The organism is Amycolatopsis sp. N2S4-7 (genome assembly GCF_058119595.1).
On sequence record NZ_CP172299.1, the window covers coordinates 6,146,608 to 6,160,977 of the forward strand.

The 14,370-nt window shown below is 69.9% G+C and carries 15 protein-coding genes; 7 read left to right on the forward strand and 8 right to left on the reverse strand.

The genetic code is table 11. The annotated features are described in order from the left end of the window. Positions 1 to 4: 4 nt before the first annotated feature. From ACH54P_RS28935 to ACH54P_RS28950, 4 genes are read right to left on the reverse strand one after another with little or no spacing between them, the layout of a single operon-like run. The gene (locus tag ACH54P_RS28935; protein WP_489906494.1) at positions 5 to 964 is read right to left on the reverse strand and encodes a glycine betaine ABC transporter substrate-binding protein; all 960 of its coding nucleotides are present in this window, start codon (positions 962 to 964) and stop codon (positions 5 to 7) included. Further along, entirely contained in the window at positions 961 to 1,743 is a 783-nt protein-coding gene (locus tag ACH54P_RS28940; RefSeq protein ID WP_489906495.1) for an ABC transporter permease, read from the reverse strand. Before ACH54P_RS28940 ends, ACH54P_RS28935 begins: the two co-directional genes overlap by 4 nt. Further along, a complete protein-coding gene (locus tag ACH54P_RS28945; protein WP_489906496.1) occupies positions 1,740 to 2,906 on the reverse strand; it encodes an ABC transporter ATP-binding protein in 1,167 nt (388 codons plus the stop codon). The genes ACH54P_RS28940 and ACH54P_RS28945 overlap by 4 nt, the downstream gene beginning before the upstream one ends. Continuing rightward, complete coding sequence (locus ACH54P_RS28950; protein ID WP_489906497.1) at positions 2,899 to 3,546, reverse strand: ABC transporter permease; 648 nt, start codon at positions 3,544 to 3,546, stop codon at positions 2,899 to 2,901. The genes ACH54P_RS28945 and ACH54P_RS28950 overlap by 8 nt, the downstream gene beginning before the upstream one ends. A 306-nt stretch (positions 3,547 to 3,852) precedes the next feature. On the opposite strand from ACH54P_RS28950, the gene ACH54P_RS28955 reads away from it, so the two are divergent. The 4 genes from ACH54P_RS28955 to ACH54P_RS28970 all read left to right on the forward strand — a co-directional run bounded on the left by ACH54P_RS28955 (position 3,853) and on the right by ACH54P_RS28970 (position 6,757). After that, a complete protein-coding gene (locus tag ACH54P_RS28955; protein WP_489916682.1) occupies positions 3,853 to 4,347 on the forward strand; it encodes a hypothetical protein in 495 nt (164 codons plus the stop codon). A 71-nt stretch (positions 4,348 to 4,418) separates the two neighbouring features. Continuing rightward, positions 4,419 to 5,180, forward strand: coding sequence for a YcnI family copper-binding membrane protein (locus ACH54P_RS28960; protein WP_489906498.1), 762 nt, complete (start codon positions 4,419 to 4,421; stop codon positions 5,178 to 5,180). Further along, positions 5,181 to 5,729 carry a copper resistance CopC family protein gene (locus tag ACH54P_RS28965; RefSeq protein ID WP_489906499.1) on the forward strand — a complete coding sequence of 183 codons (549 nt, stop codon included), beginning with the start codon at positions 5,181 to 5,183 and terminating at the stop codon, positions 5,727 to 5,729. Continuing rightward, complete coding sequence (locus ACH54P_RS28970; protein WP_489906501.1) at positions 5,729 to 6,757, forward strand: copper resistance D family protein; 1,029 nt, start codon at positions 5,729 to 5,731, stop codon at positions 6,755 to 6,757. The genes ACH54P_RS28965 and ACH54P_RS28970 overlap by 1 nt, the downstream gene beginning before the upstream one ends. A gap of 211 nt (positions 6,758 to 6,968) precedes the next feature. Here the strand turns inward: ACH54P_RS28970 and ACH54P_RS28975 are convergent, their stop codons facing one another. Both ACH54P_RS28975 and ACH54P_RS28980 read right to left on the reverse strand, forming a co-directional pair. Next, complete coding sequence (locus ACH54P_RS28975; RefSeq protein WP_489906502.1) at positions 6,969 to 7,856, reverse strand: phosphotransferase family protein; 888 nt, start codon at positions 7,854 to 7,856, stop codon at positions 6,969 to 6,971. Positions 7,857 to 7,887: 31 nt separating this feature from the next. After that, a complete protein-coding gene (locus ACH54P_RS28980; RefSeq protein WP_489906503.1) occupies positions 7,888 to 9,273 on the reverse strand; it encodes an NsdA family TPR-like regulatory protein in 1,386 nt (461 codons plus the stop codon). A gap of 318 nt (positions 9,274 to 9,591) precedes the next feature. Between ACH54P_RS28980 and ACH54P_RS28985 the strand changes: the two genes are divergently transcribed. Together ACH54P_RS28985 and ACH54P_RS28990 are read left to right on the forward strand one after the other, a co-directional pair. Next, positions 9,592 to 9,936, forward strand: coding sequence for a hypothetical protein (locus ACH54P_RS28985; RefSeq protein ID WP_003069007.1), 345 nt, complete (start codon positions 9,592 to 9,594; stop codon positions 9,934 to 9,936). Between the two features lie 13 nt (positions 9,937 to 9,949). Next, a complete protein-coding gene (locus ACH54P_RS28990; RefSeq protein ID WP_489906505.1) occupies positions 9,950 to 10,369 on the forward strand; it encodes a hypothetical protein in 420 nt (139 codons plus the stop codon). 322 nt (positions 10,370 to 10,691) lie between these two features. Here the strand turns inward: ACH54P_RS28990 and ACH54P_RS28995 are convergent, their stop codons facing one another. Further along, positions 10,692 to 11,951 (reverse strand): MFS transporter, encoded by a 1,260-nt coding sequence (locus ACH54P_RS28995; RefSeq protein WP_489906507.1) that lies wholly within the window; start codon positions 11,949 to 11,951, stop codon positions 10,692 to 10,694. After that, positions 11,944 to 13,260, reverse strand: a complete 1,317-nt coding sequence (locus ACH54P_RS29000; protein WP_489906508.1) for a GH1 family beta-glucosidase — start codon at positions 13,258 to 13,260, stop codon at positions 11,944 to 11,946. Before ACH54P_RS29000 ends, ACH54P_RS28995 begins: the two co-directional genes overlap by 8 nt. Before the next feature lie 130 nt (positions 13,261 to 13,390). Between ACH54P_RS29000 and ACH54P_RS29005 the strand changes: the two genes are divergently transcribed. After that, positions 13,391 to 14,038, forward strand: a complete 648-nt coding sequence (locus ACH54P_RS29005; protein ID WP_489906509.1) for a TetR/AcrR family transcriptional regulator — start codon at positions 13,391 to 13,393, stop codon at positions 14,036 to 14,038. Positions 14,039 to 14,370 lie beyond the last annotated feature (332 nt).

Sequence of the window (14,370 nt, forward strand, 5' to 3'; positions counted from 1 at the left end):
TCGGCTACTTCACGAAACCCTTCTTGACCATCCAGTCGTGGGCCACCTTGCCCGCGTCCTGGCCGTCGACGTCGACCTGCTTGCAGAGCTCGACCATCTGGTCGTTGGTGATCGCCGCGCTGACCGCCTCCAACGGGCCGCGGAGGTCGGGGTGAGCCTTGATGAACTCCGTGCGCAGCGTGGCCACCGCGTTGTACTGGGGGAACGCTTTCTTGTCGTCCTTCAGCACCCGCAGGTTGAGGCCCGAAATGCGGCCGTCGGTGGTGAAGACCTCGCCGACCGGGCAGGTTCCGCTCGCCACCGCCGAATAGATCGTCCCGATGCCGAAGTTCTTCACCGTCGGGTTCTGGAAGCCGTACGCCTTGACCGCCGCCGGGAAGCCGTCCTGGCGGCTGGTGAACTCCGTCTCCAGGCAGAACACCGCCTGGTCGGGCTTCTGCTTGATGAACGCCGCCAGGTCGGACGTCGTCTTGAGGTTGTTCTGCGCGCCGTACGCCTCGGTCACCGCGAAGGCGTACTGGTCGTTCAGCGGCGAGTAGTTCAGCCACGTGACGCCGAACTTCTCCTCGTCCGCCTTGGCCGTCGCCTCGTACTGGGCCTTCTCGCCGCCCGGTACCGGGAGCTCGTTGCCCTGGTAGTTGATCCAGCCGGTGCCCGTGTACTCCCACGTGACGTCGGTCTGCCCGGAAAGCAGCGCCTGGCGCGACGAGTTGGAGCCCTTGATGTCGGAGAGGTCGACGACCTCCGCGCCCGCCGCCGTCAACGCCATCTCGGCCATGTACGCCAGGATGATGTTCTCGGTGAAGTCCTTCGAGCCCACCGTGACCTTGAGCCCCTGCAGCGACGGGATCGGCTGGATCGTGCCCGGCCGGATGTCGTACGGCACCGCCTGGTTGACCGTCAGCCCGCACGACGACAACGTCGCGCCCAGCAGTACCACGCAGAACAGTCGCCGGAGTTTCATCGCAGCCCCTTCGGTCCGAAGTACTGCTCGGCGACCGCGCCCAGCCAGTCCACCAGCAGCGCCAGCGCGACGGCCAGCACCGAGCCGGTGACGAGCACCGAGGTCAGGTTCAGCTTGTAGCCGGTGTCGATGAGGAGCCCGAACCCGCCGGCGTTGACGAACATGCCGAACGTCGCCGTGCCGACCGCCAGGACCAGCGACGTGCGCAGGCCGGCCAGGATCAGCGGGACGGCCAGCGGGAGCTCGACCCGCCACAGCACCGCGCCCGCCGACATCCCGATACCGCGGCCCGCGTCGATCAGGGCCGGGTCGACCTGCTGGATGCCGACCATCGTGTTCCGCAGCACCGGCAGCAGCGAGTAGAAGGCCAGCGGCAGCGCCGCCACCCAGATCCCGCCGGTCGCGCCGGTGACGATGAACCACAGCACCAGCACGCCCAGCGCGGGCGCGGCCTGGCCGATGTTCGCGATCGCCAGGAAGAGCGGGGCGAGGAAACGCGCCCACGGCCTCGTCACGATCACCCCGAGCGGCACCGCGACCAGCACGACGATCGCGGTGACGACGAGCGTCATCAGCACGTGGTCCCACAACGCCGTGAACAGCGAAGACGCGTTGAGCGTGGCCTTCTCGGTCTCGGTCAGCCCGCTGGAGAACACCGACACCAGCGTCACCGCGACGATCACCAGCACCGCGACGGGCTGGGCGAACAGCCGGACGCGTTCCGCGCGTTTGGAGCCGGACTCCGTGCTGAACCCGGTGTCGACGGCGGCCGTCGTCATGCGGGCACCTCTTCACCGTTCGTGTGTTCTTCCCGCAGCTGCTGGATGGTCGCGATCACGGTGTCCAGCTGGATGGTGCCCGCGTACTCGCCGCGCGCGCCGGTGACCGGCACCGAGCCGCCCTCGGCGAGCATCGCCTCGAGCGCGTCCTGCAGCGTCGACTGGAGGCTGACGATGTCGCGCAGCGGCTTGCCGAGGTTGGCCAGCGACGACGCCGAGGTGAGCTCACGCGCGTGCACCCACCGCGTCGGACGACGGCGCGCGTCGAGCACGAGCGCGAAGTGCCGCCGGGACTTGTCGAGCTTCTCCCGGACCGACGCGGGCGACTCGTCGACCGTCACGGTGAGGGCGTCCTGCTGGAGCTCGACGTCGCGGACCCGCAGCAGCGTCAGCTGCTTCAGCGACGCGCCCGCGCCGACGAAACCGGCGACCGTGTCGTCGGCCGGGTTCGCCAAGATCGCTTCGGGCGTGTCGTACTGCAGGATCGACGACTGGTTGCCGAGCACCGCGATCTTGTCGCCCAGCTTCACGGCCTCGTCGAAGTCGTGCGTGACGAAGACGATCGTCTTCTTCAGTTCGCTCTGCAGCCGCAGCAGCTCGTCCTGGAGGTTGCCGCGGGTGATCGGGTCGACCGCGCCGAACGGCTCGTCCATCAGCAGCACCGGCGGGTCCGCGGCGAGCGCCCGCGCGACGCCGACGCGCTGCTGCTGGCCACCGGAGAGCTGGCGCGGGAAGCGGTCGCGGAAGTCGGCCGGGTCGAGCCCGACCAGGTCCATCATCTCCTCGACCCGGTCGTTGACCTTCTTCTTGTCCCAGCCGAGCAGGCCCGGCACCACCGCGATGTTCTGCGCGACGGTGAAGTGCGGGAACAGCCCCGCCTGCTGGATGGCGTAGCCGATGCGACGGCGCAGGGTGTCGACGTCGAGCTTCAGCGCGTCGTCGCCGCCGATGGTGATCCGGCCGGACGTCGGCTCGATCAGCCGGTTGATCATCCGCATCGTCGTGGTCTTGCCGCAGCCGGACGGGCCGACGAAGACGACGATCTTGCCGGCGGGCACGACCATCGAGAAGTCGTCGACGGCCGGCTCGCGGGTGCCGGGGTACCGCTTGGTCACGTGCTCCAGCTCGATCTCGACGCCGGAGACTTCCTCGTTCTCAGCCACGGACACCCCTAGAGATGGTGAAGCGCTTGATCAGGACGTAGACGCCGTCGAGGAGCAGGGCGAGGATGACGACCCCGACCGTGCCGGTGACGGCTTGGTTCAGGGAGTTCGTGCTCCCCGCGTTCGTGAGCCCGGAAAAGACCTCGGCGCCGAACCCGGGCCCCTTGGCGTAGGCGGAGATCACCGCGATGCCCATCAGCATCTGCGTCGCGACCCGCATGCCGGCGAGGATCGCCGGCCACGCCAGCCGCAGCTCGACCCGGGTGAGCACGCCGAAGCGGCTCATGCCGATGCCGCGCGCGGCGTCCGTGATGGCCGGGTCGACGCCGTCGAGCCCGACGATGGTGTTCCGGACGATCGGCAGGAGGCCGTACAGCACCAGCGCGATGACGGCCGTCGTCGGACCGAGCCCGGAAATCGGGATCAGCAGGCCCAGGAGGGCGAACGACGGGACCGTCAAGATCGTGCTCGCCAGCGCGGTGGCCACGGCCGACCCGACCGGGCTGCGGTAGACCGCGACCCCGATCAGCACGCCGAGAACCGCCGCCAGGATCGTGCACTGCACCACCAGGCTGGTGTGCAGGTAGGCCTCCAGCCACAACTTGCTCGCCCGGTCCGAGATGTACTCGAAGAGATTCATCCGTGTCCGCACTCCCGCCCGCGTCCGTCGAGACTCACCCGAACGGGCTAGCTCCTGACCGACGGCTCAGTACCCACCGTGCGCCGAAGCCAAACCCCCTGTTGTGGCCTCTTGGTTTCGACCACCGTTCCGCATCCGGCGGTGATCGGCAACAACAAGGCTGAACCGATCCCGCCCGGCGGACGTGAACTTCACGTGTGCTCACTAGCCGGGATCACACGATCACCCGCAGGTGCTTCGCTTAGGCTGTTCGTCATGAGCGTTCCGGCCCGGCGACCCGCCGTGCTGGGTGCTACCCGCGGTGCGTTGCTCGCCGTGAGCGCGGCAGCGCTCTCCGTCACCGCGCACCGGCTCGCCGACGGCGGCCTGCCCGACCCGGCGATGACCGTCCTGCTGACCGGCCTCTTCGGCTGGACCGCCACCGCGCTCGCCCGCAGGGCCCGCGGGGCGGTCGCCACGATCACCCTGCTGGGAGCCGCCCAGCTGGTGATGCACCTGCTGCTCACCACGCTCGCCGGCCACCACGACATGTACGCGATGCCCGGCAGCACCGGCCTCGGCATGGTCGCCGCGCACAGCGTCGCGACCGTGCTCACCGCGCTCCTGCTCGCCCGCGCGGACGCGACGCTGCTCACGGTGCTGGCCGTGCTGCGCGCGGTCCTGCCGCGGCTGCTCACCCCGCTGCCGGTGCCGGCCGCGGCCCCCGCGCTCATCCCCGCCCGCACCGCGGAGCCGGGTCACCTCGTCGGCGTCGACCTGCGCCGGATCCGCGGGCGGCGCGGCCCGCCCGGCCACTCCTGAAACCCAGCTCGTCCCCGAACAGCGGACCCCCGAGTCCGCTGCCCCGTTTTGAGTTCATCAGGAGTGAACCCATGTCCCAGCACGTCTTCACGCGCGCCGGTTTCCTCGCCGCCACCGTCGGGGTGGCCGGTCTCCTCGGCGCGGGCGTCGCCTCCGCGCACGTCACGGCCAACGTCTACGGCCCGCAGCCCACGAAGGGCGGGTACGCCGCGATCGTGTTCCGCGTGCCGAGCGAAGAGCCGACCGCCACGACCACCAAGGTGGCCGTCGACTTCAAGGCCGACTACGGCATCGGCTCGGTGCGGACGAAGCCGGTCCCCGGCTGGACCGCCGAGGTGACCAAGTCGAAGCTGCCGGCGCCGATCACCAAGGACAACGGCACGCAGATCACCGAAGCCGTCACGGCGGTGACGTGGACCGCGCAGGCGGGCAGTGAGCTCAAGGCCACCGACTACCAGGAGTTCTCGGTCAGCTTCGGCCCCCTGCCGTCCAATGTGGACCAGATCGAGTTCCCCGCGCACCAGACCTACAGCGACGGCAAGGTCGTCGACTGGAACCAGCCGACCCCGGCGGGCGGCGAAGAGCCGGAGCACCCGGCGCCGGTGGTGAAGCTGGCCGCGAAGGCGGCGGAGGGTGACGAGCACGCCGGGATGGCCGCGGGCACCGCGTCCACCACCGGGGAGCACACTGAAGCCGCGGCGGCGACGTCCGACAGCACGGCCCGCTGGCTCGGCGGGGCCGGCCTCCTCGTCGGCGCCATCGGTCTCGGCGTCGGGGCCGGCGCGACCGTCCGGGCCCGCAAGGCCACGGCCAAGTCGGGAGGCAACAGCTAGATGCGGAAGGCGCTCGTCGCGCTGGCGTTGACGGTGGTGGCCGTGCTCGGCACGGCCACCCCGGCGCTGGCGCACAACGTGCTGATCTCTTCGGACCCGGCGAACGGCTCGTCCGTCGCCGCCGGGCCGCCGAAGCTCAGCCTGACGTTCGACCAGTACGTGCAGGGCGCGGACGTCAACCAGATCGCGGTGACCGGACCCGGCGGCGGCCAGTGGGCCGAGGGCCCGATCAGCGTGGTGAACAACGTCATCAGCGCGCCCCTGCGGCCGCTCGGGCCGGCCGGGAAGTACACCGTGGGCTACCGGGTGCTGTCCGCGGACGGCCACCCGGTGACCGGTGAGCTGACCTTCACCCTCACCACCGCGGGGACCGGCACGCCGGCGACCGTCGACGCGGCGAAGTCGCCGGGCGGTTCCTCGCAGGCGGCCCCGCAGTCCGGCTCGACCGGGGTGCCGATCTGGGTCTGGATCGCCGGCGCCGTCGTGCTGCTGGCCATCGGGCTGACGGTCGCCCTGCGGTCCGGCCGGTCGGTGGAAGAGAAGAACTGATGACCCAGGCCGAGACCACCGCGAAACCCCGCTATTCGACGCTGCTCTGCGTCGTGACGGCGGGCCTGCTCGGCGCCCTGATCGGCGTCGCGCTCATGTCCACCACCCCGGTCCCCGGTGTCGTGGAACCGAGCGCGGTGGTCTCGGCCGGCATCCCGGTCGTGCGGGTCCTGCTCGACCTGGCCGCGGTCACGACCATCGGCCTCGCGCTGCTGTCGGTGCTCGTCGGCTACGACCGCCCGAAGCTGACCGAGCCGATCATGCGGCTGGCCCGGCCGGCCGGCGTCGCGGCCGCACTCGTCTGGGCCACGGCCGCAGTCGTCGCGCTCATCCTGCAGACCGCGGAGTACAAGCCCGGCTCGTCGACGCTCACCGCCGGGGACATCGGCAGCTACATCGCGAACGTCGGCGCGGGCAAGGCGCTCGTCATCGTCGCCGCGCTCGCGCTCGCCCACGCCGGGATCGGCGCGCTGGCGCTGCGCTTCGGGGAGAAGGTGCCGGCCGAGGTCCGGGTCGGGCTCGGCCTGTTCGCGCTGCTGCCGCTGCCGGTCACCGGGCACGCGTCGAACTGGAACTACCACGACTACACGATGATCTCGATGGAGCTGCACGTGATGAGCGCCGTCGCCTGGACCGGCGGCCTCGGCGCGATGACGGTGCTCCTCGTGGCGAACCGCACGCTGCTGGCGCACGCGCTGCCCCGGTTCTCGAAGCTGGCGACGCTCTGCCTCGTCCTCTCCGCGGCCACCGGGCTGTTCAACGGCCTCGTCGAGATCTCGCTCAACCCGACCATCGGGTTCTGGGCCGCGATCTTCACGACGCCGTACGGGCAGTTGCTCGTCCTGAAGCTCGTCTGCACCGGCGTCATCGCGCTGCTCGGCGCGAACGTCCGCTGGCGGCTGATGCCGCAGATCATCCGGCACAACCGGACCGCGCTCGCCGCGTGGGCGACGCTCGAGCTGACCGTCATGGGGTTGGCGTTCGGGTTCGCCGTGGTGCTGACGCGGGCGCCGGTCGTCGCGTCCTGAAGCTCGTCCCCGCAGGTAGGACCCGGTGTGACGTCACGCCGAGTAGCTGCAAGTTGCGCATTGGGATGACTGGTGATCCATTGGGGGTGACTGGTCGGGCAGAACTTTCTACCCAGAGCGGACCGCCTTTCGGATGCGACGAACGGTCATTTGCAGTCGGCGAATGCACGTGCAGATTGTGGCGTCGATCACACCAAGTGACAGATGGAGCTCAACGGTAACGCGTCCACCGCGTGGCCGTCCTGGCGTTCCGGAGATCGTCCAGGCGGCGGTACAGCTCAGGCCGCACCTGCGGCCGGCTGCGCAGGATCGGCAGCACGCTGGTCGTCAGTTTCAGCTCGCGGATCGCCCGGAGCACTGCGAACCCGGGCCACGACGTCACGTCGAAGCCGTACGCCGCGGCGAACGTCCGGTAGCGCACCGGCGGGTCACCGAACCGCTCGCGCCCGACGGCCAGCGGCGTCAGGTCCCACTCCGGCGGGCCGACGCACGACGAATCGAAGTCGCAGAGCACCGGCCCGTCCGGGCCGGGGATGACGTTGCCGGGGTACGCGTCCCCGTGGACCAGGCCCCTGGGCAGCGGAAACTCCAGCTCGGCCAGCGCGGTCTCGAGCTCGGCGCAGCGGTCGAGCAGGAACACGCGGTCGGCGTCGCTGATCTCCTCGGCGTCGGACACCCTGGCCCGCACCGCGGCGAACGGCGCCCACTCGGCGAGGCCGTCCGGCGCGGGCAGTGCGTGGACCCGGCGCAGGAGCCCGGCGAGGTCGGCGGACGTGGCCGGGCGGCCGATGCTCGGCACCTGGTGCCACACGGTCACCAGGTGCCCGCCGACCCGCATCGGCTGCTCGACGGTGTCGAGGAGCCGGATCGCGGGTACTCCGTGGAGTTCGAAGTGCCGGGCCACGCGGACGACGGTTTCGACGCGGTGCCGGAGCCGGGTCGAGCCGACGATCCGGATCACCAGCGGCGCTGTGACCAGCGCGTACACGGCGTTGTTCGTGAACCGCAGCAGCCGCGCGCCCGCCGGGTCGAGGCCCAGCAGCGCACAGGTTTCGGCCAGCACGCCCCGCAGCTTCCCGGCTGTGAACCGGCCGGCCAAGACTGTCCCGGCGCTCCCACCGCCCCCGGCGCTAGGCGGCGTAGAAAGCGTTGAGGCGATCGGCGAGGTCACGGGCGTCGGCGTTGTTGCGGCGGCGCTCGGCCTCGTCCTGCAGAGGCCGCATGCGGTCCTTGACCCGCTCGGACTTGATGCCCTCGGCGCAGTCGATGGCCTTGCCGCCGACCTTGGCGCCGTGGTCGAGGTCGCCGTCGAGCAGGTGGTTGGTGGCCAGCGCGCTCAGCATGAACGTCTTGGAGCGGGCCATTTCGTCGTCGTAGGACTCGACGGCCCTGGTCAGCGCGGGGATCGCGTACTTGGTGTGTTCCGCGTTCTTCTGCGCGAGGACCGTGTGGACGGTGCCGACCATGGCGTAGACGTCGGTCTCGGTGAAGAACTTGACCCACGACTCGGCTTCGGCCAGGTTGGCGCGCTCGAACTCGTCCTTGCTCCGGCCGAGCAGCTTCACCGCCTGCTCCTCGTTGCCCATCATCGCGTAGGCCCACGCCTCGTTCGCGCACAGCACGGAGACCGCCAGCTCGGAACCGGATTCCTGGGCGGCGATCTGGCCGAGCTGGAACAGCTTCAGCGCGTCGTTCGGAGCGTCCTGGTGCAGGTAGACGCGGCCCATGCGGTACAGCACGTTGGCCACGAGCGGGTGGTTCTCACCCTGCTTGGCGAGGTCCAGCGCGTTGGCGAAGTGGCCGCGCGCGGAGTCCATCAGCCCGGTGTCGAAGGAGGTCCAGCCGGCGAGGGAGTGGAGGTCGGCGAGCGCCACGTACAGCCGGTTCTTCACCAGGTCGGTGCCGTGCGACTCGAGCATCTGCTGTCCCCAGGACAGCTGCGCCACGACGGCGTCGCGGCAGAACCCGCCGCCGTACTGGTAGTCCAGGGCCCGGAGGGCGCGCGTCGCGGCCTCCACCTGGCGGACGTCGGTCATGCCGATGCGCCCGGGCGCCGGCGTCCTGGCCGGCCCGGCCGACCAGGTGCCCGATTCCGGACCGAACACCGCCGCACCCATCGTGACCTGGGCAGCGTGCGCGAGGAACCTCCGTCGCTTCACGGACTCGTCCTCCTCAGCCTGCTGGCCGTCGGCGGAGCCGACGACCCGTATCGCCGTGGCCTCGTCGTAGGCGAGGCCCATGTATCCACGGGGGACACCCAGGCCGTCGGCGATCCTCGTGAGCACGTCGTACGCCATGACCTGGCGACCCTTGAGGATCTCCGACACCTCGGACTGGGACTGGCCGGTCATCGCGGCGATCTGGCGCTGCGAGACACCGTGCTTGCGCAGGAGCCGGTAGACGCCGCTGATCTCGCGGCTCGCGAGAGCCGCTCTCATCTCCGGCTGCTCCCACGCGTCAGCGGGAACTGCGTGGCTCTGCCGGGCTTCGGCACTGCCACCGTTACTGGCGTCCATCGCGCCCCCTCCACTGTCCGGTCGGGCGTCTGTGAAACAGCGTAGGCATACCTGCGAAACCGTGTGAACAGCCGAACTGGCGCCCTGATCGGTCCGGGCGAAGTCCGTTGACCGCTTACCGTGGAACCCGGTCCGGTCACCGCTATGACGCCATTTCGACCTTCTATCGCACCCGGTTTCACCTCACTGTAGTTGTCAGATCTCCGTCACCGCCCGGACACCGGCAGCGATCACGGAGAGCTACGAAAACCGCAGCGTTGTGACAAAGCGATGTTGCAGATGGCATCTTCGAAGACTTTCGACAGAGCGGAGAAGGGCGTGGAGTTCGTGGACTCGTTCGCAGGGGGACATGCCGGCACGGCCACCCGCGCCGTGCGGCCGGCGGTCGCGACGGTCTCTCCCGTCTCCGCCGTCCGCCCCGTCACGCCCGCCGCCGCGGTGGACCCCCGCACCGCGAGCGTCCGCCACTACGAGGGCGGTCAGCTCGTGTGGCGGGTGCAGTGCGGCGACCTGATCAGCCGGGAACGCGCCGTGACGGTGTTCGTCGAAGACAACCAGGTGGTACTGGTCTCGCCCCCCGGCGAGACCGCGCGGCTGACGTCCGGCCAGCTCGGCCAGCTGCGCGCCGCGCTCAACGAAGCCGCCAAGATGGCGGAAAGGTAACGGTGAGCTGATCATGGATCAGGTACTCGGGCAGGTCCTCCGCAATGCGGTCTGGGAGCGCCTCGACATGCTGACCGACCTGGCGAACCGCGCCGACGCACAGTCGCTCGTCTCGGTCGCGCGCTCCGAACTGCCCCGGTTGACGGAGGCCTGGCGCGCGATGCTGAAGATGCACGAGCCCGACGAGCGCGGCGACTGCCCCACCTGCTCGACCCGGTGGCACCGCTGCAAGGCGCCGTGCTCGGTCTGGCAGGTGGCGCACGAACACCTGGTGGCCGGCGGGCTGGCCCCGCAGCAGGCCCCGGCGGGCCGGCTGCACGGACGCCGCAAGAGCCCGGTGCCGACGCCGGGCCACCCGGCGCCCGCGCCCACCGCGGCCGAGACCACCGGGCGCCACGCGTTGGTGAATCCGCGCCGAGCGGTCACGGCCTGACCCCCTGATCCGGCGAGCGCGGCCGGCCGATCGCCCCATCGGACCCGCGTCGGCTCTCGCCTGGGGCCGAGGACTGTTTCGCCCGCACCCCCGAGCAGTGCGAACCAGTCCTCGGCCACCTCCCGGTCCCCACCGCGATTAATCGAAAAAATTACGCGTTAGGCCTAGCCCAGGCGGTAATCCCCCGCTAGATTGATCATCACACGCAGCCGGGATCATGGGTCTGACCCGCTGCGGACCCGCCTCGAGCGGCCCCCGAATTCCGCGGGCCGGTGCCGTTGCACTCCCCTCCCCCGACCGGCACCGGCCCGCGGTTCCACGTCTAGCGCACGGCCTTCACCCTCAGGACCAGCACCGCGGCGAGCAACGTCGCGACGGCCGAGGCGGCGAAGAGGCCCGCGTAGCCACCCAGGTAGGCCAGCACCAACGGCGTCACCAGCGGGGCCACCACCTGCGGCAGCGAGTTCGCGATGTTGATGACGCCGAGGTCCTTCGCCCGGTCCTGCGCCGTCGGGAGCACCTGCGTCAGCATCGCCAGCGCGACAGCCATGTACGCCCCGAACCCGACACCGAGCAGCGGGGACGCCGCGAGCGCCACCGGCCAGGTCTGCCAGAGGACCAGCAGCAATGCGGCCAGGGCCATCACACCGGAGGCCAAGAGGACGTACGGCTTGCGCCGTCCGGACTTGTCCGAAAAGTGCCCCGCGAGCAGCGCACCGATGACGAGCGCGACGCCGTAGAGCGCCATCATGATGAGCAGTCCGGTGTCCGGGTCCGGGTAGTGCACCGCGTCCTTGAGGAAGAACAACAGGTAGAGCGTCCCGAACGCGTTGCCGAGGTTGATCATGAAGTGGCACGACCACGCCCACGCGAAGTCCGGGTGCCGCCGCGGCGAGACCCACAGGTTGCGGATGACCTCGCCGGCCTGGGAAGACGGGCGGAACGCGACCGGCAGGCGCGCGTCCGGCGTCCGGAGCACGAAGAACGCGGCTCCGACCAGGACGATCCCGGCGCAGGCCGCGTAGGCCAGCGGCAACCCGGCGATGCCGAGCATGACGACGACCACGACCGCGCCCAGCACCGTGCCGAGCATCTGCGCGATGCCGACGAGCCCGCCGACCTGCGCCCGCTGCCCGACCGGGACGCGGTCGGCGATGGCGGACATCAGGGTGGCGAGCATGCCGTTGAGCCCGGCCTGGACGAGGCACCAGCCGACGATCATGAGCGCGACGTTCGGGGCGAACGCCAGCACCAGCAGCCCGACGGCGGCGACCGCGGCGCCGATCACCGTCCACGGGTGACGGCGGCCGAACCGCGAGCACGTCCGGTCCGACAGCAGGCCGACCGTGGGGTTGACGACGAGCGCCACGATGGCGCCGACGCCCATCACCAGGCCCAGCACGAACTCCTTGTTCACCTGGTCGAGCAGCTCGGCCTGCTGCGGCAGCAGGACCTGGATCGGGGCGTAGATGCCCAGCCAGAGCGCGATGTTCGCGAAGAACAGCAGGCTCATCCAGCCGGGCCGCACCCGCACGACGGGTTCGGCGAGCGCTTCCGGGAGCGCCTGGGTCGTTTCACTCATTCCGCACCAGCTTCCGGTACCAGTGGAACGAGTCCTTCGGCGTCCGCCGCAGGGTCTCGTAGTCGACGTGCACCAGGCCGAAGCGCGGCGCGTAGCCCTTGGACCACTCGAAATTGTCCATCAGGGACCAGCAGAAGTAGCCCCGGACGTCGACGCCGGCGTCCATCGCCTCGCGCAGCGCGACCAGGTGGCTGTGCAGGAAGTCGATGCGTTCGGGGTCGTGGACGCCGCCGTCCCCGGCGACCTCGTCGGCGAAGCTGCAGCCGTTCTCGGTGATCTGGATGGGCGGCAGGTTGTCGCGGTAGCGCCGGTGGAAGTCGAGCAGCAGCTCGCGCAGGGCGTGCGGCACGATCGGCGAGTCGTTCGTCGTCATCGGGTAGCCCTCGACGGCGCGGAGGTCGAAGGGCAGCGGGTTGCCGGGGCTGGGTTCGGCGACGCCCTGGGGCTCGTAGTAGTTGACGCCGTAGAAGTCGAGGGGCTGCGCGATGGTCGGCAGGTCGTCGGCGAACCCGGCGGGGAGGTGTTCGTGGAGCTGCTCGGGGTAGCTGCCGAGCAGCACGGGGTCGGCGTAGAGCCGGTTGATGAGCGCGTCGAGCCACACCGCGGCGTCCTTCGCCCTGTCGTCCACGGGCCAGATCGGCGAGTGGTTGTTGGCCGTCCCGATGTTCGTCGCCCCCGCGGCGCGGAGGGCCTGGACGGCGAGGCCGTGCGCGAGGTTCTGGTGGTGCGCGGTCGGGATGGCGTCGAGCAGGAGCGTCTTGCCGGGCGCGTACTCGCCGATGGCGTAGCCGAAGATGGACATCACCATGGGCTCGTTGAGCGGAATCCACAACTTCACCCGATCGGCGAAGCGGTCCCCGAGGATGCGGGCGTACTCCGCGAAGCGCTCGGCGGTGTCGCGGACGAGCCAGCCGCCGTCGTCTTCGACGGCCTGCGGGGTGTCCCAGTGGTAGAGCGTGACGGCGGGTGCGATGCCGGCCTCGCACACGGCGTCGATGAGCTTGTCGTAGAAGGCGAGGCCTTCGGGGTTGGGCGCGCCCTTGCCGTCGGGCTGGATGCGGGGCCAGGCGATGGACATCCGGTAGGCACCGACGCCGAGTTCCGCCATCAGCGCGATGTCTTCGGGGTAGCGGTGGTAGTGGTCGGCGGCTACGTTGGCTTGTTCACCGCGGGCGATCTTGCCCTCGGTCGCGGTGAACGTGTCCCAGATGGACGGTCCGCGCCCACCTTCGCTGGTGGCGCCTTCGATCTGGAACGCCGAGGTCGAAACACCCCAGAGGAAGTCGGGCGGGAAGATCGGGTTCTGCACCGGCTGCTGACCCCTTCGTCAGGCCACCCGTACGGGTGAACATGAAAAGTTCTCATATACTAGGTCTTCACTCGTCCGTGGGGAAGCCCGTCGGCACGATAAAGTCCCAGATCAGACGAGGAGGAGCGCCGTGTCCGACATCCAGGCCGCGAAGGTGCCGGCAGAAGCCACCCCCTTGCGCCGGCAGCCGGTTCAGCAACGCAGCGCGAAGCGGGTCGAGCAGATGCTCGACGCGAGCGCAGCGTTGATCGACGAGCTCGGTTACGACGCGTTGACGACAACCTTGATCGCCAAACGAGCGGGGGTCGCCGTAGGTTCGCTGTACCAGTTCTTCCCGGACAAGCGCGCGGTCGTGCAAGCGCTTACGGCCCGGAATCTGGAGCGCTTCGTGGGCGCGGTGAACGAGCGCCTGAAGCAGCTGGGGCCGGAGCACTGGTGGGACGTCGTGGACTCGATCCTCGACATCTACCTGGAGATGCACCGGACGGTGCCCGGGTTTTCGAAGGTCCACTTCGGCGACATCATCGACCGGCAGCTGCTGGACGAAACGCGCGACAACAACGCGGTGATCGTGGACTCGCTGACCGATCTGGTGGCGACCCAGGTGGACCGGCCGGTCGAGGACCTGCGGTTCGCGATCACGATCGCCAATGAGGTGGCTGATGCGTTGCTGAAGCTGGCTTTCCGGCGGGAGCCCAGTGGGGACGAGAAGATTGTCGCTGAGGCTAAGTATGTGGTTAAGGGGTATCTGGCGGCGCGGTTTGGGGAGCAGTCGTAGCTGTCGTGTCCGGGGGTGTGGTCGCCGGTTGAGGTGAGGTCCGACGGCCCGCGCGTGCTGTGACGGCCTCCGGTTGTGGAGGACCTGGTGTCCCGCCCTGACGCCACGCTGCTCTCGGACCTCGCTGCGGCTGGCACTGCATTGCGGCGGCGGAGACGTTCACGGTGCCAGAACGGCCCGGAAGTGGGCCGACCGCTGCCGCACCGAGGACGTGGCCGCGATTTCACGATCACCACCGCCCGCTCATCTACCGGCGGCAAGCGGGCCGCCTGACCAACCTCCCTGGGCATCACACCTAGCTGTCCACAGAAGTTGTCCACAGGTATGCACAG

Excerpts from the sequence above, each read along its gene's own strand:
- ACH54P_RS28990 (WP_489906505.1), top strand. The coding sequence starts at position 9,950 with ATGGATCAGGTACTCGGGCAGGTCCTCCGCAATGCGGTCTGGGAGCGC.
- ACH54P_RS28935 (WP_489906494.1), bottom strand. The coding sequence starts at position 964 with ATGAAACTCCGGCGACTGTTCTGCGTGGTACTGCTGGGCGCGACGTTG.
- ACH54P_RS28950 (WP_489906497.1), bottom strand. The coding sequence starts at position 3,546 with ATGAATCTCTTCGAGTACATCTCGGACCGGGCGAGCAAGTTGTGGCTG.
- ACH54P_RS28940 (WP_489906495.1), bottom strand. The coding sequence starts at position 1,743 with ATGACGACGGCCGCCGTCGACACCGGGTTCAGCACGGAGTCCGGCTCC.
- ACH54P_RS28980 (WP_489906503.1), bottom strand. The coding sequence starts at position 9,273 with ATGGACGCCAGTAACGGTGGCAGTGCCGAAGCCCGGCAGAGCCACGCA.
- ACH54P_RS28965 (WP_489906499.1), top strand. The coding sequence starts at position 5,181 with ATGCGGAAGGCGCTCGTCGCGCTGGCGTTGACGGTGGTGGCCGTGCTC.
- ACH54P_RS28995 (WP_489906507.1), bottom strand. The coding sequence starts at position 11,951 with ATGAGTGAAACGACCCAGGCGCTCCCGGAAGCGCTCGCCGAACCCGTC.
- ACH54P_RS28960 (WP_489906498.1), top strand. The coding sequence starts at position 4,419 with ATGTCCCAGCACGTCTTCACGCGCGCCGGTTTCCTCGCCGCCACCGTC.
- ACH54P_RS28970 (WP_489906501.1), top strand. The coding sequence starts at position 5,729 with ATGACCCAGGCCGAGACCACCGCGAAACCCCGCTATTCGACGCTGCTC.